Annotated in this window: 15 protein-coding genes; 8 read left to right on the forward strand and 7 right to left on the reverse strand. The window is 74.1% G+C overall.

Going from position 1 to position 18,841, the window contains the following annotated elements:
• Positions 1-22: 22 nt before the first annotated feature.
• The 5 genes from ACIOHG_RS01785 to ACIOHG_RS01805 all read left to right on the forward strand — a co-directional run bounded on the left by ACIOHG_RS01785 (position 23) and on the right by ACIOHG_RS01805 (position 5,827).
• On the forward strand, positions 23-1,105 hold the full coding sequence (locus ACIOHG_RS01785) for an ABC transporter ATP-binding protein (RefSeq protein ID WP_400944162.1): 1,083 nt from the start codon (positions 23-25) through the stop codon (positions 1,103-1,105).
• Positions 1,092-1,754, forward strand: coding sequence for an ABC transporter permease (locus tag ACIOHG_RS01790; RefSeq protein WP_400944164.1), 663 nt, complete (start codon positions 1,092-1,094; stop codon positions 1,752-1,754). Before ACIOHG_RS01785 ends, ACIOHG_RS01790 begins: the two co-directional genes overlap by 14 nt.
• Positions 1,751-2,473: an ABC transporter permease gene (locus ACIOHG_RS01795; RefSeq protein ID WP_400944166.1), complete on the forward strand. Its 723-nt coding sequence runs from the start codon at positions 1,751-1,753 to the stop codon at positions 2,471-2,473. Before ACIOHG_RS01790 ends, ACIOHG_RS01795 begins: the two co-directional genes overlap by 4 nt.
• Entirely contained in the window at positions 2,470-3,408 is a 939-nt protein-coding gene (locus ACIOHG_RS01800; RefSeq protein ID WP_400944168.1) for an ABC transporter substrate-binding protein, read from the forward strand. The genes ACIOHG_RS01795 and ACIOHG_RS01800 overlap by 4 nt, the downstream gene beginning before the upstream one ends.
• A 328-nt stretch (positions 3,409-3,736) precedes the next feature.
• Positions 3,737-5,827 (forward strand): glycosyl hydrolase family 18 protein, encoded by a 2,091-nt coding sequence (locus ACIOHG_RS01805; RefSeq protein WP_400944170.1) that lies wholly within the window; start codon positions 3,737-3,739, stop codon positions 5,825-5,827.
• Positions 5,828-5,944: 117 nt separating this feature from the next.
• On the opposite strand, the gene ACIOHG_RS01810 is transcribed toward ACIOHG_RS01805, so the two are convergent.
• From ACIOHG_RS01810 to ACIOHG_RS01825, 4 genes are all read right to left on the reverse strand, one after another.
• Positions 5,945-7,300, reverse strand: a complete 1,356-nt coding sequence (locus ACIOHG_RS01810; RefSeq protein WP_400944172.1) for a multidrug effflux MFS transporter — start codon at positions 7,298-7,300, stop codon at positions 5,945-5,947.
• A gap of 84 nt (positions 7,301-7,384) precedes the next feature.
• On the reverse strand, positions 7,385-7,849 hold the full coding sequence (locus ACIOHG_RS01815; protein ID WP_400944174.1) for a hypothetical protein: 465 nt from the start codon (positions 7,847-7,849) through the stop codon (positions 7,385-7,387).
• 215 nt (positions 7,850-8,064) lie between these two features.
• Positions 8,065-8,421: a hypothetical protein gene (locus tag ACIOHG_RS01820; protein WP_400944829.1), complete on the reverse strand. Its 357-nt coding sequence runs from the start codon at positions 8,419-8,421 to the stop codon at positions 8,065-8,067.
• Between the two features lie 73 nt (positions 8,422-8,494).
• Complete coding sequence (locus tag ACIOHG_RS01825) at positions 8,495-9,679, reverse strand: acyl-CoA dehydrogenase family protein (RefSeq protein ID WP_400944176.1); 1,185 nt, start codon at positions 9,677-9,679, stop codon at positions 8,495-8,497.
• 394 nt (positions 9,680-10,073) lie between these two features.
• Here ACIOHG_RS01825 and ACIOHG_RS01830 point away from each other — a divergent pair, with 394 nt between their 5' ends.
• From ACIOHG_RS01830 to ACIOHG_RS01840, 3 genes are all read left to right on the forward strand, one after another.
• The gene (locus tag ACIOHG_RS01830) at positions 10,074-11,069 is read left to right on the forward strand and encodes a chitinase (RefSeq protein ID WP_400944178.1); all 996 of its coding nucleotides are present in this window, start codon (positions 10,074-10,076) and stop codon (positions 11,067-11,069) included.
• 346 nt (positions 11,070-11,415) lie between these two features.
• Entirely contained in the window at positions 11,416-12,129 is a 714-nt protein-coding gene (locus tag ACIOHG_RS01835) for a class I SAM-dependent methyltransferase (RefSeq protein WP_400944180.1), read from the forward strand.
• Positions 12,130-12,257: 128 nt separating this feature from the next.
• Positions 12,258-13,694, forward strand: coding sequence for a class II fumarate hydratase (locus ACIOHG_RS01840; RefSeq protein WP_400944182.1), 1,437 nt, complete (start codon positions 12,258-12,260; stop codon positions 13,692-13,694).
• 9 nt (positions 13,695-13,703) lie between these two features.
• On the opposite strand, the gene ACIOHG_RS01845 is transcribed toward ACIOHG_RS01840, so the two are convergent.
• The 3 genes from ACIOHG_RS01845 to lanA form a co-directional block, all read right to left on the reverse strand.
• Positions 13,704-15,017: a lanthionine synthetase C family protein gene (locus tag ACIOHG_RS01845; RefSeq protein WP_400944184.1), complete on the reverse strand. Its 1,314-nt coding sequence runs from the start codon at positions 15,015-15,017 to the stop codon at positions 13,704-13,706.
• A 295-nt stretch (positions 15,018-15,312) separates the two neighbouring features.
• Entirely contained in the window at positions 15,313-18,357 is a 3,045-nt protein-coding gene (locus ACIOHG_RS01850) for a lantibiotic dehydratase (protein WP_400944831.1), read from the reverse strand.
• Between the two features lie 212 nt (positions 18,358-18,569).
• Positions 18,570-18,725 carry an SCO0268 family class II lanthipeptide gene (gene lanA, locus ACIOHG_RS01855; RefSeq protein ID WP_400704503.1) on the reverse strand — a complete coding sequence of 52 codons (156 nt, stop codon included), beginning with the start codon at positions 18,723-18,725 and terminating at the stop codon, positions 18,570-18,572.
• Between the last annotated feature and the right edge of the window lie 116 nt (positions 18,726-18,841).

Consider the following 18,841-nt stretch of genomic DNA (forward strand, 5'->3'; position numbering starts at 1 on the left):
CGAGTGCTCCGAGGACCCTTCCGTGATCAGATTCGAGGGCGCCGCCAAGCGCCACCCCGACGGCACGGTCGCCGTCCGCGGCCTGGACCTGGAGGTCCCGGCCGGTCGGACGACCGTGCTGGTCGGGCCCTCCGGCTGCGGCAAGACCACCATCCTGCGGATGGTCAACCGGATGGTGGTGCCGACCGCCGGACGGGTGCTGCTGGACGGGGCGGACGTGGCCGGGCTGCCGGCCGCGAAGCTGCGGCGCGGCATCGGCTACGTGATCCAGCAGGCGGGCCTGTTCCCGCACCGCCGGGTGATCGACAACGTGGCGACGGTGCCCCGGCTGCTCGGCTGGGACCGCAAGCGGGCCCGGGCCCGGGCCGCCGAACTGCTGGAACTGGTCGGCCTGCCGCCGGAGACGGCCCGCCGCTACCCGGCCCAGCTCTCCGGCGGCCAGCAGCAACGCGTGGGCGTGGCGCGGGCGTTGGCGGCCGACCCGCCGGTGCTGCTGATGGACGAGCCGTTCAGCGCGGTCGACCCGCTGGTGCGGGCCGGGCTCCAGGAGGAACTGCTGCGCCTGCAAGCCGAGTTGGGCAAGACCGTGCTGTTCGTGACGCACGACATCGAGGAGGCGGTCCGGCTCGGCGACCGGGTCGTGGTGCTCCGCGAGCACGGCGAGATCGCCCAACTCGCCGACCCGCACACCCTGTTGACCGCACCGGCGGACGCCGGGGTGGCCGCCTTCCTGGGCCGCGACCGGGGCCTGCGCGGCCTGGGCCTGCGCCCGGCCGGCGGCGTCCCGCTGGCGGAGCTCGAACCCGCTTACGGGGAGTGGAAGTTGCTGCTCGACGCGGCCGGCCGCCCGGAGCACTGGGCGCGCGGCGCCGAGCGCCACCCCGTCCCGGTGTTCGCCCCGGGCCGGGACACCCTGCGCAGCGCGCTGGACGCGGCGGTGCTCGCCCCGTCCGGCCACGCGGTGGCGGTGGACGACGCGGGCCGCGCGGTCGGCACCGCGAGCCGCGCCGCCGTGGTCGACGCCCTGGCGCACGCGGAGCGGCCGGAGCCGGAGCCGACAAGCACAGCCGAACAGCCCGAGCAGGTGCCGCATGCTGGACGGTGAGCCGCTGGTCCGCTGGCGCTGGCTGGGCGACCACCTCGGCTACCTGCTCGACCTGACCTCCGACCACGCGGTGATCGCGCTGGTCCCGGTGCTGATCGGCCTGCTGCTGGCGGTGCCGCTGGGCCTGGCCTGCGCGCGCTTCCCGCGGCTGTACCAGCCGCTGGCGGCGGTGTTCAACGTGGTGTACGCGCTGCCCTCGCTGGCGGTGTTCGTGGTGCTGATCCCGTACACGGGGCTGGCCACCCGGGAGACCGTGATGGTGCCGCTGACGTTCTACGCACTGGCGGTGCTGCTGCCGACCACGGTGGACGGGCTGCGGGCGGTGCCCGAGCCGGTGCGACAGGCCGCGACGGCGATGGGGTACGGGCCCTGGCGGCGGCTGGCGGCGGTCGAACTACCGGCCGCGATACCCTATGTGATCGCCGGGCTGCGGGTCGCGGCGGTATCCTCGATCTCGTTGGCGGCGGTGGGGGCACTGGTCGGCCGGGGCGGTCTCGGCTACCTGTTCGTGGACGGCTTCCAGCGGACGTTCCCCACGCCGATCCTGGCCGGGATCGTGCTGGTGGCCCTGCTCGCGCTGGTCACCGATCTGCTGCTGGTGGCGGCCCGCCGGGTGCTGGCGCCGTGGGCGAAGGGGGCGGCGCGGTGAACTGGCTGGGCTGGTTGCAGACCTTCTTCGCCGACCCGGCGCACCGCTCCGGGCCGGACTCGATCCTGAACCGGGTGCTGGAGCACCTGGTGTTCTCCGCCGAGGCGCTCGGGCTGGCGGCGCTGATCGCGCTGCCGCTGGGGCTGCTGATCGGCTACTCGGGGCGCGGGCTCTTCCTGGTGACGGCGCTGACCGGCGTCGCCCGGGCGCTGCCGACCCTGGGCCTGGTGACGCTGGCGGTGCTGCTGGTGGGCGTCGGCGACGCCGCCGTGCTGCTGCCGCTGACGGCGCTGGCCGCGCCGCCGCTGCTGGTGGCGGCCGCCGAGGGCGTCCGGGGCACCGACCCGGAGGTCCGGGACGCGGCCCGCGGCATCGGCCTGACCCACCCGCAGACGCTGTTCCGGGTCTGCGTGCCGGCCGCCGCGCCGACCCTGCTGGCGGGCGCCCGGACGGCGGCGGTGCAGGTCATCGCCACCGCCACGGTGGCCGCGTACGTGGGCCTGGGCGGCCTGGGCCGGTACGTGATCGACGGCCTGGCGACCCGGAACTTCCCGACCACCGTCGGCGGCGCGCTGCTGGTGGTGCTGCTGGCCGTGGCCGTCCAACTGCTCTTCGCCGTGCTTATCCGGTTCGCGTCGCCGCGCGGCGCGCGGGCCGTTCCCGCCGTACCTGTTGACGAACCCGCGGGCTCCCCCGCACACCTTAAGGAATCGATATGACGACCCGTCCGGTCCGAACCGCCGTCGCCGTCACCGTGCTGCTGCTCGGTGCGGCGGCCTGCTCCTCCTCCGGCGGCGGCGACCCGCTGGCCGCGAAGTCCACCGCCCCGGCCGCGTCCGGGGCGGCCGGCGGCGCCGCGGCGTCCGGGAAGACCGTGGTGGTCGGCTCGGCGAACTTCCCGGAGAACGTGCTGCTCGCCTCGATCTACTCGCAGGCCCTGCAGGGCAAGGGCGTGAAGGTCGAGGAGAAGTTCAACATCGGCAGCCGCGAGGTGCTGTACGGGCAGCTGCAGTCGGGCGCGCTGACGGTACTGCCGGAGTACAACGGCGCGCTGCTGGGCTACCTGGACCCGAAGACCACGGCCGCCGACAAGACCGCGGTGAACGCGGCGCTGAAGGAGAAGCTGCCGGCCGGGCTGGCGATCCTGGACTCGGCGGCCGCCGAGGACAACGACTCGCTGACGGTGACCCAGGAGACCGCCGACAAGCTGGGCGTGAAGTCGATCGCCGACCTCGCCGGCAAGGCGCAGGACCTGGTGATCGGCGGCCCGCCGGAGTTCAAGTCCCGCCGCGAGCAGCAGTTCAAGGACGTCTACGGGCTGACCTTCAAGGAGTGGAAGCCGACCGGCGACACCACCGCGAACGCACTGAAGGACGGCACGATCCAGATCGGCAACGTGTTCACCACCGACCCGAAGATCGTCCAGCTGAAGCTGGTCCCGCTGACCGACCCGAAGAGCGTCTTCAGCGTGCAGAACGTCACCCCGCTGGTGAACAAGGCGGGCCTGGACGACGCCGGGACGGCGGCGCTGAACGCGGTCTCCGCGAAGCTGGACACCGCCACCCTGGCCGGGCTGATGAAGCGGGTCTCGGTGGACAAGGAGGACCCGTCGGCGGTCGCCAAGAGCTGGCTGAAGAGCGCCAACATCGGCTGATCCGCCCCGCCCCGTCGGCCCCGCCCCGGAACGCCCGGTGCGGGGCCGACGGCATGTCAGGAGCCGTGCGGGAACCCTTTCCCCAAGGGTTCGCAAAGGACCGCCGGGTAGCGTCCGGGGGAACTGTTAGGAGTCTTGACAGACAAGTGGTCCAGACCAAATATGGGAGCGTTCGTCTTCCCGACCGGAACGCATCGTGGGGGTGTGACCACCGGCCGGGGCGTTGTCCATGCCCCGCACCACCCCGGCACCTCCCTGTACCAGGCCGACACCCGCCCCTGCCGACAGACCGGCAAGGGGCCATCCTTCCATGCCTGTTGGAGCCTCGATGCGTCTGTACCGACCACTCCGCGCACTGATCGCCACCGGCGCGCTGGCCGCCGCCTCGCTGGGGGTGGTCGCCGCCCCCGCGCAGGCCGCTCCCGCACCGGCCGCTCCCGCACCGGCCGCCGCCGCGCCGGCCGCCACGCCGCTGCCGCAGCACGTCTTCGCCCCGTACTTCGAGGCCTGGACGGGCGACAGCCCGGCCGCGCTGGCCTCCCAGTCCGGCACCAAGCACCTCACCATGGCCTTCCTGCAGGCCGCCACCAAGGGCTCCTGCACCGCCCTGTGGAACGGCGACACCGCGATGCCGGTGTCCAGCTCGGTGTTCGGCGCCGACATCGCCACCATCCGCGCCAACGGCGGCGACGTGATCCCGTCCTTCGGCGGCTACACCGCCGACAACACCGGCACCGAGATCGCCGACTCCTGCACGGACGTCAACCAGATCGCGGCCCAGTTCGAGAACCTGATCACCACCTACGACGTGTCCCGGATCGACCTGGACATCGAGGACAACTCGCTGACCAACACGGCCGGCATCGACCGCCGCAACAAGGCGATCAAGCTGACCGAGGACTGGGCGGCGGCCAACGGCCGCTCCATCCAGTTCGGTTACACCCTGCCGACCACCACCAGCGGCCTGGCCTCCTCCGGCCTGGCGGTGCTGAAGAACGCGGTCAGCAACAACGCGCGGATCGACGTCGTCAACATGATGACCTTCGACTACTACGACAACCAGCCGCACGACATGGCCGCGGACACCCAGACCTCCGCGCAGGGCCTGTACAACCAGCTGGCCAAGCTCTACCCGACCAAGACCTCCGCGCAGCTGTGGGGCATGATCGGGATCACCGAGATGGTCGGCGTCGACGACTTCGGCGCCGCCGAGACCTTCACCGTCGCCAACGCCACCACGGTCTACAACTGGGCCGTCGCCAAGGGCATCAACACGCTGTCCTTCTGGGCGCTGCAGCGCGACAACGGCGGCTGCCCGGGCACCGCGGGCTCCGACTCCTGCTCGGGCATCCAGCAGAACAAGTGGGACTTCAGCCACATCTTCGCGCAGTTCACCAGCTCCTCGGTCCCGGCCAACGACTTCTCGGTGGCGCTGAACCCGGGCTCCGGCTCGGTCACGGCGGGCGCCGCCACCTCGGCGACCGTCAGCACCGCCGTCACCTCGGGCTCCGCGCAGAGCGTCAACCTCTCGGTCTCCGGCACCCCGGCGGGCGTCACCGCCTCGCTGTCGGCGTCCACCGTCACCGCGGGCGGCTCGGCCACCCTGAACGTCTCCACCACCTCGGGCGCCGCCAACGGCAGCTACCCGCTGACGGTGACCGGCACCGGCGCGAGCGGCACCCACATGGCGACATACACCCTGACCGTCACCGGCGGCAGCACCGCCTCCGACTTCTCGGTGGCGCTGAACCCGGGCGCCGGCTCGGTCACCGCGGGCGCCGCCACCTCGGCGACCGTCAGCACCGCCGTCACCTCGGGCTCCGCGCAGAGCGTCAACCTCTCGGTCTCCGGCGCCCCGGCGGGCGTCACCGCCACGCTGTCGGCCTCCACCGTCACCGCGGGCGGCTCCGCCACCCTGAACGTCGCCACCACCGCCTCGGCGGCCCCCGGCACCTACACCCTGACCGTCACCGGCACCGGCGCGGGCAAGACCCACTCCGCGACCTACGCGCTGACCGTCACCGGCACCACCCCGCCCACCGGCCTCGGCAACGGCGACCTGGAGAGCGGCAACCTGGCCCCGTGGACCTGCCAGTCCGGCGGCGCGGTCGTCTCCAGCCCGGTGCACGGCGGCTCCAAGGCCCTGCAGGTCGCGCCCACCGCGAGCACCACCGGCCAGTGCCAGCAGACCGTCACGCTCGCCCCGAACCACGCGTACACCCTGACCGCCTGGGTCCAGGGCCCGTACTCCTACCTGGGCGTCAGCGGCGGCGCGACCGCCTCCACCTGGGCCAACGGCACCTCCTGGACCAAGCTGACCGTCCCGTTCACCACCGGCGCCAACGGCACCGTCACGGTCTACCTGCACGGCTGGTACGGCCAGGGCAACGTCTACGGCGACGACTTCTCGATCGCCTGACGCTCCGTCAACAAGCAGGCCGGGCCCGGGCGGGGGGCCCCCCCCCCCCCCCGGGCCCCGGCCGGGGGCCCCCCCCCCCCGGCGGGCCCCGGCCCGTTCCGCCCCGCGCCGGGGCCGTCAGTCCCTGCTGCGGCACAGCCCCAGGAAGGAGAGCAGGGCCAGCAGCGCGCAGGACAGCACCACCGCGCCGAGCACCGTCGCGGACGGGCGCGCGCCCAGGCTGCTGAGCGGGGCGACGATCGCGCCGCACAGGAAGGTGCCGGTGCCGAGCAGCGCGGACGCCGAGCCCGCCGCGTGCGGGGCCATGGTCAGCGCCTGGCCGTTGGAATTCGGCAGCACCACGCCCATCGAGCCCATCAGCACCGCCAGCGCGGGCCACACCCCGGCCAGGCCGGTGTCCCACACCGTGGTGCACAGCACCACCGCGGCGCCCGCGGCGGCGGCCACCGCCAGCGAGGAGACCAGCAGCACCGGGGCGGGGAAGCGCTGCACCAGCACCCGCCCGTTGAGCTGGGTGACGCCCAGCAGCACCAGCGAGTTGACGGCGAACACCAGGCTGTACATCTGCGGGGAGATCCGGTACACGTCCTGCAGCACCACCGAGGAACCGCCGACGTACGCGAACAGCGCGCCGAACGCGAAGGTGCCGGTCAGCAGGTAGCCGAGGAAGATCCGGTCGCGCAGCAGTCCGCCGATCGCCCGGACGGTGGTGCCGACGCCGTCGGTGTGCCGCCGCTCCGGCGGCAGGGTCTCGCCGATGCCGAACGCCGAGCCCGCGGTGAGCAGCACGCCGAGCCCCGCCAGCACGAAGAAGGTGCCGCGCCAGTCGGTGAAGTGCAGCAGCTGGGCGCCGATCACCGGGGCCATGATCGGGGCCAGGCCGGAGACCAGGCCCATGGTGGCCAGGAAGCGGATCATCGGGACGCCTTCGAGGCGGTCCCGGACGATCGCCCGGGCCACCACCAGCCCGGCCGAACCCGCGACGCCCTGCAGGGCGCGGCCGGCGATCAGCAGCGGCATGGAGTCGGCGAGCGCGCACAGCACGCTGGCGGCGATGTAGAGGACCATGCCGATCAGCAGCGGGCGGCGGCGGCCGGTGCGGTCGCTGAGCGGGCCGAAGAACAGCTGGCCGAAGGCCATGCCGAGCAGCGACGTGGTCAGGGTGAGCTGGGCGGTGGGCGCGTCGGAGTGCAGGTCGGCGGTGAGCTCGGGGATGGCCGGCAGGTACAGGTCGGTGGTGAGCGGGCCCATCCCGGCGAGGCCGGCGAGCACCACGACGGTGACGGCCGCGAACGGGACGGCGCCGGACGAGGTCTTCGCCGTGGCGGCCCGGTGGTCGCTGCGGTCGGCCCGGTCGGTGCGGCGGTCGGCCGTGGCACCGGGGGCGGGCGCGGGGGCGTGGGTGGGGTCGGCGGCGGGTATCGCCCCGGCTGCGGTCTGGTCGCCGCCGGAGTCGACGGTCGGGCCTGGCATGGTGCTCCTCGGGGTGGCGGGTATGCGCACCGTCCTACCGCATCGGGGGCACCCGCGAAAAGCCGGGCCTCAGCGGGGCGGGGCTCAACGGGCCGGGGCCGCACCCGAGGGGACGGGGGCGGCGCTCGCCGGGGCCGCGCCGTCCTGCCAGCCGTACAGCCGGTCGCCGACCAGGGCGACGCTGTACCGGCCGCAGTGCGCGGTGGCCCGCTGCGGGGTGTCGCGCGGGAACCAGTGGGCGCGCAGGTGCAGTTCGCCGTCGGCGCGGCCCGCCGAGCAGCCGGCCGGCAGGACCCTGTCGGGGAGGGTGGCACGGATCAGCCGGTCGCCCTCGTGCTCGCCGCTGCGGAAGGCGATGCCGGTGGCGGTGTCGGGGAGCCAGCGCGGGACCTCGGTGTGCGCCGCCTTGGCGGCGGCGCCGCTGGACCAGCGCCGGGTCTGGTCCATCCGGTCCTGGAACTGTCCGACGGCGGCGGGGGCCACCATCAGGCCGATCATGACCGCGGCCGCCCCGCCGAGTGCCACCGCCGCCGTCCGCCTGCCGCCCATCGCCCGCCACCCCTTCCCGTACTGCCCGTCACGTTCCATCCTGGGCGGGCGGGGGCCCCGTGACCATGCGCACCAGGTACCGGAACGGGTAGTACCGTGGTCTGACGGCACCGCCCCGACCCCCTCCTTCCGATGGAGGCCGGGGCATTCGATCGGCTGACCCGGCGGCGGTGCGACGGCGGTGCGGCGTTGGTGCGGCGTTGGTGCGACGGCGCTCAGCGGTATGTGCGGACCACCTCGATCAGGCCCACGATGTGCCGGTTGAACTCGTCCAACTCCTCTGCGGGCACCCACAGTTCGAGGATCGTCTCGCCACCGGCCCGCTGCACCGGGTAGCGCTCCAGGAACGCGGTCTCCACCTCGAAGCGGGTCACGTGGCCGACCCCGGAGGCGGGCACGTTCCAGTCCCGGGCGATCCGGATCGCGTAGTCCTCGTTCAGCACCGGGTAGAAGATCGGCTGCTCGGGCAGCCGCGGCGGCCAGGCCCGCCACCCGGACGCCTCGACCAGCGCCAGCTCCTCGGGCCCGGTGGGGCGCCAGAGCGTGGTGGTCGGCGGCGGCTGGTTCGTCATCATGCCCCGCACGCTAGGGGCCCGCCACCGCCCCCGACCACCCGTTTTCTCCCACCTGCTTCCCCCGACCGGCTCAGCGGTAGGCGGACTCGCCGGTGATCGCCTCGCCGAGCACCAGGGTGTGGATCTCCGAGGTGCCCTCGTAGGTGAGCACCGACTCGAGGTTGTTGGCGTGCCGCAGCACCGGGTAGGCGGTGGTGATGCCGTTGGCGCCGAGGATGGTGCGGGCGGTGCGGGCGATCTCCAGCGCGGTGCGGACGTTGTTGAGCTTGCCGAAGGAGATGTGCGCGGGCTGCGCGCGGCCCGCGTCCTTGAGCCGGCCGATCCGCACCGCGACCAGGTAGGCCTTCTCCAACTCCAGCGCCATGTCGACGAGTTTCTGCTGGGTCAGCTGGAAGCCGCCGAGCGGGCGGCCGAACTGGCTGCGGTCGCGGGCGTACTCGACGGCGGCCCGGTAGCAGTCGCGGGCGGCGCCGACGGTGCCCCACAGGATGCCGTAGCGGGCCTCGCCGAGCGAGCCGAGCGGCGCACGCAGGCCGCGCGCCCCGGGCAGGATCGCGTCGGCGGGCAACCGGACGCCGTCGAAGGCGAGTTCGCTGGTGACGGAGGCGCGCAGGGAGAGCTTGCCGGGGATGTCGCGGGCGGTGAACCCGGGGGTGCCCGCCGGGACGAGGAAGCCGCGGACGCCCTCCTCGGTGGCGGCCCAGACCACGGCGACGTCGGAGACCGAGCCGTTGGTGATCCACATCTTGGCGCCGTCGAGGACCCAGTCGGCGCCGTCCCGGCGGGCCCGGGTCCGCATCGAGGCGGGGTCGGAACCGGCCTCGGGCTCGGTCAGGCCGAAACAGCCGACGGCCCGGCCGGCGGCCAACTCGGGCAGCCAGCGCAGCTTCTGCTCCTCGGAGCCGTAGGCGTGGATCGAGCGCATGGCGAGCGAGCCCTGCACCGAGACGAAGCTGCGCAGGCCGGAGTCGGCGGCCTCCAGCTCCATGCAGGCGACGCCGTACTCGGTGGCGGTGGAGCCGGTACAGCCGTAGCCCTCCAGGTGCATGCCGAGGACGCCCAACTTGCCCAGTTCGGGAGCGAGTTCACGGACCGGAAAGGTACCGCGCTCGTACCAGTCGGCGAGCTGCGGTCGAATCTGCCGATCAGTGAAGGCGCGAACGGTGTCACGGATCAACCGCTCGTCCTCGGTCAGCAGTTCGTCCACGCCGAGCAGGTCGAGCGGGTCCGGACGGTCGGTGGGCACGGTGGCCATGGGCGGGCTCCTCGGAGGGTTCGGGGCGGGCCTCGGGTACTGCGGGTCCCAACGAGTATCCCGCCCACCCACCCCACCCGTTCAGCCCGCCCGCCCCGCCGCCCCTCCCGTTCCACTCACCCGTCCCGCCCCCGCTCCCCCGCGCCTTCCTCCCGCTTCCCTTCCCCGCCCCCGCCCCCGTTCCACTCCCCCCACTCCCCGCCCCTCCCTTCCACCTCCCTCCCCCACCCCTCCTCCAGCCCCTCCCCACCCCCCTCCCCCTTCCGATTGTCGGCGCGGAGTATTGACGCGGACAGGGCGGACTGATTCCCTGTCACGTTAGGAAGCTTTCCTATCAGTTGCGCGGTCCACCCCCTTCCCGGCCGCGCGCCCTGACCCCACGGAACGGTGACCCATGGCCAAGCACGCCCTCGCCCGCCCGCTCGTCGCCCTCGCCGCCACCGCCGCCCTCTCGGCCGGCGCACTCGCCCTGGCCCCGGCCGGGCAGGCCGCCTCGCCCGACCCGGTCGGCCTCAACTCCCCGTACGAGTACCTTGGTTGGGGCAGCCCGCAGAACCCGGTGCAGGTGATGCAGGCCACCGGCACCACCCAGTTCACGCTGGCCTTCATGCTCTCCGACGGCGGCTGCAACCCGAAGTGGGACGGCTCCCGGGCGCTGACCGGCGGCAGCGACCAGAGCACCATCAACGCGATCCGCGCGGCCGGCGGCGACGTGCTGGTCTCCTTCGGCGGCTGGAGCGGCAACAAGCTCGGCGAGAAGTGCAGCTCGGCCTCCGCGCTGGCCGGGGCGTACCAGAAGGTGATCGACGCCTACAAGCTCAAGGCGATCGACATCGACATCGAGGACACCGAGGTCTCCAACGCGACGGTCCGCCAGCGGGTGGTCAACGCACTGAAGACCGTCAAGACCAACAACCCGGGCCTGAAGGTGTACGTCACCTTCGGCACCACCACCACCGGCCCGGACTCCGACGGCACCGACCTGATCAAGAAGGGCGCGGCGGCCGGCCTGGCGGTCGACGGCTGGACCATCATGCCCTTCGACTTCGGCGGCCACAGCGGCAGCATGGGCAGCGTCACCACCAAGGCCGCCGACGGCCTGAAGAACACGGTGGCGAGCGCCTACGGCTACGACTCGGCCACCGCCTACAAGCACATCGGCATCTCCTCGATGAACGGGAAGACCGACGAGTCCGACGAGACCGTCACCACCACCGACTTCACCACCATCCTCAACTACGCCAAGTCCCACCACCTGGCCCGCTTCACCTTCTGGGCAGTCAACCGCGACCGCCCCTGCCCCTCCGGCACCTCCGCGGGCGACACCTGCAGCGGGATCAGCCAGTCCGCCTACGCCTTCACCAAGATCGTCGCCTCCTACCACGGCTGACGCCGCCCCACCCGGCCGGGCCGGGGGCATTCCCCATACGAATGGGCGCATTGCGACCCGATCCGACACGGGTGCCCCCGGCCCACCACACCCTTCGCCCCCGGTCCCGAGCCCCACCGACGCAGCCGGGTGGACGACCGGTAGCGGGCCTCGACTCACCCTGAGGGCGGCAAGAAGCCCCCCGCGCTGCCCCGAGCGCACATGGCAACCGGCTTCGAGCGCCACGCCGGCTATGACCCACACCGGTCGTCTCCCGGGGCTCCGGGCCTTCCTGGACTCCTCCCCGGGAAGGTGAAGTTCGCCCGAAGCCCTCCGTCCTCGCGACCGGGGCGCGAGGATGGCCCGGGTGACGACCACCTCGCCCGACCGGGCCACCGGCTCACCGGATCTCTGGCACCACTACGGCCGTGCCCGCGCCGGCAGCGACCGTTCCGTTCCCTCCGCGTTCCACTGGGTCTGGGCCCAGGACGCAGGCCCCGGGGCCGAGGTGCTGGGCGACCTGACCGGCCTCGTCGTCGCCGACCTCGGTTCCGGTGCCGGCCGGCATGCCGCCCACCTCGTCACCCACCACGCCCCGGCCCGGGTCGACGCGATCGACTCCTCCCCCGGCCAGCACGCCATGGCGCACGACCTGTACGGCCACCTCGCACCCCGTCTGTGCATGGTGCGCGCCGAAGCGACCGCGTACCTGGACGCGCACCCCGACTCCTACGACGTGCTCTATTCGGTGTTCGGGGGCATCGACTTCGCCGACCCCCGCCGCCTGCTCCCCGCCGCCGCCCGCGCCCTCCGGCCGGGCGGGTTGTTGGCGGCGTCCACGCTGGGGCACTACCTCGACGGGGCACCCGCCGAGGTGGACGTCCGGCCCGCCAAGGTACCGACCCGCACCCCGGACGGCGGTGCCGCGACGCTGCAACGCTGGGTGCTCCGGGAAACCGTCTGGGCGGAGTTGCTGGGCCAGGCGGGCTTCACCTGTATCGACATCGACTGCCTCCCACCGACCGCCCCGGGCGCACGATCGGCCGACACACTCCTCCTGCGCGCCCGCCGACGGCCCTGAGCGGCCGGGCACGCCGAGGTCCGAGGTTCGCACCGCCGGGTGGGCGAGCGGGAGCGACACGCGGGTGGGGCGGGGCGGGAATGCGTGGGGGCCGTGGGAGGCTGAGCCGTTCAGGAGGTGTACCGACCATGGCGCACGAGCAGGACGACGAGCGGGACCGGCGGGGCGGCGGGGGCTGGCGGATCGAGCACGACTCGATGGGCGAGGTCCGGGTGCCGGCCGGGGCGAAGTGGCAGGCGCAGACCCAGCGGGCGGTGGAGAACTTCCCGGTCTCCGGGCAGCGTCTGGAGCGGGCGCACATCGCGGCGCTGGCCCGGATCAAGGCGGCGGCCGCCACCGTCAACGCCGAACTCGGCGTGCTGGAGCCGGAGGTGGCGGCGGCGATCCGCTCGGCCGCCGAGGAGGTCGCGGACGGCCGTTGGGACGACCAGTTCCCGGTGGACGTGTTCCAGACCGGTTCCGGGACGTCCTCCAACATGAACGCCAACGAGGTGATCGCCACCCTGGCGAGCGAGCGCCTGGGCCGCCCGGTGCACCCGAACGACCAGGTCAACGCCTCGCAGTCGTCGAACGACGTGTTCCCGTCCTCGATCCACGTCGCGGCCACCGCCGCCGTGACGCACGACCTCGTCCCGGCCCTGGAGCACCTGGCGGGCGCGCTGGAGCGCCGGGCCGCGGACTTCGCCGAGGTGGTGAAGTCCGGCCGCACCCACCTGATGGACGCCACGCCCGTGACGCTCGGCCAGGAGTTCGGCGGCTACGCGGCGCAGGTCCGGTACGGCGTCGAACGGCTCCGGGCGACGCTCCCCCGGGTGTCCGAACTCCCGCTCGGCGGAACGGCGGTGGGCACCGGCATCAACACCCCGCCGGGCTTCTCGGCGGCCGTGATCGCCGAGGTCGGCCGGGCCACCGGCCTGCCGCTGACCGAGGCCCGCAACCACTTCGAGGCGCAGGGCGCCCGGGACGGCCTGGTCGAGCTGAGCGGCCAACTGCGCACCGTGGCCGTCGGGTTCACCAAGATTGCGAACGACCTGCGCTGGATGGGTTCCGGCCCGCGCACCGGCCTCGGCGAGATCAACCTGCCCGACCTGCAACCGGGTTCGTCCATCATGCCGGGCAAGGTCAACCCGGTGCTGCCCGAGGTGGTGCTGATGGTCGCCGCCCAGGTGATCGGCAACGACACCACCGTGACGGTGGCCGGGGCGAGCGGCAACTTCGAGCTGAACGTGATGCTCCCGGTGATCGCCCGCAACGTGCTGGAGTCGATCCGGCTGCTCGCCAACTCGGCCCGTCTGCTGGCCGATCGGACGGTCGCGGGCCTGACCGCGAACGTCGAACGGGCCCGCGAGTACGCCGAGTCCTCGCCGTCCGTGGTCACTCCGCTCAACCGGTACATCGGCTATGAGGAGGCCGCGAAGGTCGCCAAGCAGGCGCTGGCCGAGCGCCGGACGATCCGCGAGGTGGTGCTGGACCGCGGCTATGTCGACCGCGGCCTGCTCACCGAGGCCCAACTCGACGAAGCGCTCGACGTGTTGGGCATGACCAGGCCGCGGCCCACCGACTGATCCGGCGGTTCAGGACAGCAGCAGCGGCATGTCCCAGTCGTGCGGGGTCCCGCCCTCGGCGTACGAGTCGAGGGCGAGCGCCGCGCCGGCCGCGCCGTCCAGGTAGCCGGAGACGTCGCTGGCGAACGGCGTCTCCGTCATGGTGAAGCGCAGGCCGAACGGGGCCTCCGGGTCGAACGCGCCGACCAGCCGGGCCGCCACCTCGTCGCGCCGCCGCTCGATCGCCGGATCGGCGAAGTGCTCGTTCAGGCGGCCGAGTTGGTGCAGTGCACCGGCCCAGCCGTGGCACAGCGCGTGGTCGGTGATCCCCCAGTCGTCCAGCGGCACGGCGAGCAGCCGCGCCACCGAGTCGCGGGCCGTCGCCGTCCAGTCCGGCCGGTCGAACACCGCGCCGGCCACCTGCAGCGCCCGGGAGACGCCGGGCGCGCCGTAGCACCAGGACGGCCAGCCCGCCTCGCCCCGGTAGGCGTCCGGCCCCGCCAGGTACTCGTCCAGCCCCAAGTACCCCGGCCAGTACGTCCCGTGCTCGTCGCGCACCGCCCAGCGGGTCAGCAGCTCGGCGGTGCGCTCCACCGCCTCCCGCTGGCCGGGCAGCCGGACGCCGTCCCGCCAGGCCAGCGCGAGCAGCATCAACGGCCCCGCGACGCCGTGCGACAGCCCCAGGTTCAGGTGGCCGTCCGGCAAGAGGTGCTCCGACCCGACCCGCGGCGCGTCCAGCGCCCACCAGCGCGGCACCCGCACCCCCCGGTGCTCGGTCTCCCCCCGCCCCAGCTCGATCAAGTACCGGAGAACCCTTGCGAGTTCCTCCTCGCAGACCTCCGCCCGGGCCAGCAGGTAGCGCCCGACGCCGGTCATCCCGCGCACCACCTCGTAGTGCCCGATCGTGCTCAGCGGGCCGTCCGGCACGGCGGGCAGCGCGGTCCGCACCAACTGCCGCTGGTACCCGTCGAGCCGCTGCAACGCACTCGCGTACCCCCCGGTGACCCGGTTCGCCACCAGCACCGCGAACGCCAGCGCCCCCGGCCCCTTGAAGATCCCGCTCGGCACCGTCTCCCCCTCGGCCGCCGCCCGCGTCGCCACCGCCAGGTACCCGTGCGCCCGCCCCACCCGGTCCGTCCCCGGCCTGGCACCCCCGCTGAACGCCAACGCCAGCCCCGGACTCCCGCTCCCCAACGTCAGCTCCGCCCACACCCCTTCCCCCGGAATCCTGGTCGCCGCCATGGTCGCCCCCGGGTCCGCCAACTTCTCCAACACCAGGTCCGAAACCCGCCCGGCCTCCTCCCGCAACGCGACACGCTCGGGAGACACTGCGGACACGCTCATCGGTCAACTCCGCTCGAAGCAATGGCAGTCAGGTCGAGAACAACAAACAGCCCCGGGCGCCCCCTCATCTCCCGCCGCCCGCATGGGCCCTGCGCCCCAACACCGCCCGCGCCGCACCCCACAGCACCGCATAGCCACGCGCCTCCACGGCGAGGCCGATGCCGACTCCCCTCTCCTCCCTCATCTCCCGCCGCCCGCATGGGCCTTGCGCCCCAACACCGCCCGCGCCGCACCCCGCAGCACCGCATAGCCACGCGCCTCCGCGGCGGGGTCGATGCCGACTCCCCTCTCCCCCTCATCTCCCGCCGCCCGCATGGGCCCTGCGCCCCAACACCGCCCGCGCCGCACCCCGCAACACCGCACAGCCACGCGCCTCCGCGGCAGGGTCGATGCCGAAGTGGCGGTTGTGGTGCATGTGGAGGAGGGACATCAGGGCTTCGTCGCGGTCGGCCTCGGGGGCGGCGAGGAGGCGGCGGCCGAAGTCGCGGGGGGCGGGGTCTTCGGTCCAGAGGGGGGCCAGGGCCGGGATGTTGAGGTGTTCGGCGGCGTGGCGGGCCGCGTCGCCGGGGCGGATCAGGCGGTCGGTGAGGGCCCGGTGGCGCTGGTGGGCGCGGTGGTCGGCGCTCTTGTCGAAGAGGTGGTCGACCCAGGCGCACCAGTCCCAGTCGCCGAGGGAGTCCAGCAGGACGGCGTGGCCGACGGCCGCCAGCACCTCGTCGGGGACGCTCGCGGCACCGCCCCGCCGGGCCCGGGCGATCAGCAGCGCGGCGCGACTGTCGGTGCGGAACAGCCGTTCGGCGTCGGCCAGGGCCTCGGGCCCGAGGTAGCGGTCGGTCTCGGGGCGGTAGGTGTCGAGGGCGACGGTGCGCAGCGCGCCGCTGCCGATCAGCCGGCGCAGTTGCCGGGTGAGCGCGGGCAGGACCTGGCCGTTGAGGGTGTCGGGGTCGCCGTGCAGGCGCAGCCGCAGATGCGGGTCGGGGTCGCGGTAGCGGACGAAGTGCCAGCGGTCGAGGTCGGGTTCGAGTTCGGCGAGCAGCGCGGGCAGGTGTTCGGCGAGCAGCGCCTCGTGGCTGCCGGTCTCGGCGTACAGCTTGGCGTACAGCCAGTCCTCGCCGGGGAGGTGGACGGCGCTCGGCGCGACCCGGACGGCGGACCTGGCGAGCGGCCGCCGCGCCCCTGCAACCGGAGCTGCGGCCCCGGCCCGGAACAGCGGGACGACGATCTCGGTGCTGTGCCCGTGGTTCCAGCCGAGCCCGGCGCCGTCCGCCGTGAGGTCCTGGAAGAGCTGGAACCTCGGTTCGGGGGCGGTGAGTTCGGCGCGCAGCAGGTCGGTGTCCCAGCTCTCGCGGAGGTCGATCGGGAACATCCGGTCGTTGCTGGCGATCTGGAGCCGGTCGGGCACCCGGTAGCGGGCGCGCCACTCCTGCAGTGCCTCGGCCCAGACGGCGGGCCCGGCGGTGCGCGCGGCGTCGCGCAGGCGGCGGCCGGGGAGCCAGCGGCGCGGGGTGGTGAGGACCCGGCCGTAGCGGACGGCGGGCAGGTAGGGCAGGGTGTCGAGGCCGGCCCAGTCCCAGCCGGACCAGATCCGGGGGCGGGCGGCGGCCAGGTCGGAGAGGAAGCGGGCGACGGGCGGGGCCTGGGCGTCGAGGGCCAGCATGTGCGGGAAGACGGGGGCGATCTGACGGCCCGTCAGGGGGTGGAGCAGGCGCAGGCCGTCCTCGCCGGCGGCGACCAGCAGGGTGCGCCAGTCATGGCAGTGCGGGTCGCCGCGGTCGGCGGGGACGCCGATCGGGAGCCGGTCGGGGAGCAGCGGCGGCACCTGGACGATGTTGAGCGAGCGCGGGTCGCGCGGGGCGAGCTCGACCTGGACGGGCAGCGCGTCCGACCCGGCCGGACCGGCCGCGAGCGCGGCCAACTCATCGGTGATTCCGGCGAGTTCGGCGAAGCGTCCGGCGGTGGCACCGGCCGTCCAGGAGCCGATGTGCGGGCTGCCGAGCAGCAGGTACTCGCCGCGGTCGAGGGCGGCGGTGGAGTCGGCGAGGAGTTGGAAGCAGAGTTCCAGGGTACGGGGCGGGCGGCTGTTGCCGGGGGTGTGTCCGGCGGCGTCGGCGAGCCGGGCGATGTCGGTGTCGTCGAGGACGAGGTCCTGCCCGGACAGCACGGCCTGCTGGACGAGTTCGGCGACGGCGTTGCGGCGCGGCCGGTCGGCGTCGGTGCCGGGTCCGGTGCGGGCGTGCGCGGGCGCGGCGCCGTACTCGGGGGGCAGGCCGAGGCCGCGCTGCGGGTCGACCAGTTCGCCGAGCGGGACGGCGCTGGCGGTGCCGTAGCGTTCGACGAAGCGCTCGCGGTAGTCGCGCAGGTGCTCCAGGGTGGTCCACTCGGGGGTGATCGCCCAGATCGCGGCGGCGTAGCGGCGGACCTCGGCGGCGACGGACTCGGGCAGCACGAGGTCGGCGGGCATCCGCAGGTCGACCTGGACGGGCGGCCGGTCGCCGACCGGCTCCCCGGGGGCGAGGGCGCGGACCTGCTCCAGCAGGTGCCGCCAGGACGCCAACCCCTCGCCGGGGCGGTCGCGTTCGTGGGCGACGGCGGCTTCCCGGACGGCGCGCAGGCCCTCGGCCGCGCCGGGGACGGCGCCGTCGACGGCGGTGCCGATCCGGTCGAGCAGGGCGTCGTCGATCCGGTGCGGGGTGAGCGAGGTGAGCAGGAAGCCGTGCTGGACGAGTCCGGCGAGCAGCGCGTCGATCCGTTCGGCGGCGACCTGCGGGAAGCGGGCGGCGAGGTCGTCGAGCAGGGCGGCGTAGCCGACGGGGCGGGCGGCGGCCTCGCGGACCCGGGCGACCAGGGCGTTGTCGCGGACCGAGACCTCGCGTTCGCCGGTGTGCCGCAGCAGGCGGCCGTCGCGCAGCAGGCACAGGTCGTCGAGGACGACGTCGACCCGGCGGCGGACCTCGGGGACGGCGAGCCACTCCAGCACCCGGCGGTGCAGCCAGCCGCCGTCGAGCCGGACCCGGACCTCGCCGGGACCGGCGGGCGCGGCCTTGGCGGCGGCCCCGAACCGGGCCCGGCCGACGCCGGCGAACAGGCCGAACGGGGTGGGGCGGCCGCCGGAGCGGCGGGCGTAACGGGTCAGGGTGCGGGCGGCGCTGACGGTCCGTTTGCGGCCGAGCGCGGCCGCGCCGTCGGGTTCGGCGAGCCGCCGCAGGGAGAGCGCGAGGCTGCCGGAGGCGACCTCGACGGCCTGCCGCAGCAGCGGGTCGGCGGCGAGGCGGCGGGCACCGGGGACGGGGTCGGCCGGGTCGATCCGGGCGTCGGGGCCGGTGCGCGGGGTGCTGGCCATCCGCACCAGCACGGGTTCCCCGGTCTCGAACAGGTCCAGCTCTGCGCGCACGGTCGTGGGGCCTCTCGGGGTGTCGAACGGGGCGGAACCCGGGACGGGGAACAGGGCGGAGGACGGGCCGGAGAACGGAGGTGCCGGGAACCGGAACGGGAACGCGGGGCGGGCCGCAGCCCGCCCCGCGCGTGGTTCACCGGTGGTTCACCGACGGATCGTCAGCAGCAGACCGGGCAGCGGGTGCCGATGGCGTAGCTGCTCGGCGAGGTGTAGGTGCCCTGGCCGAACTCCTGGGTCTGCTCGGTGACCTCCGCGATGCGGAGGTCCAGGTCGAGGTCGGCGGTGTCGGACTGCACGATGATCTCGGTGCGCATATCCCCTCCTGAGGGCTCGTCGGTCGGTCCGGGACGGTGCCCCGGACCACGCCGTTCCGGACGGTGGTCCGGCTCGGCGCCGGGCACCACTTTTTCCCGGCCTCCCACGATGTGGT

This window comes from Kitasatospora sp. NPDC088134, assembly GCF_044741705.1.
Taxonomy (GTDB): Bacteria; Actinomycetota; Actinomycetes; order Streptomycetales; family Streptomycetaceae; genus Kitasatospora.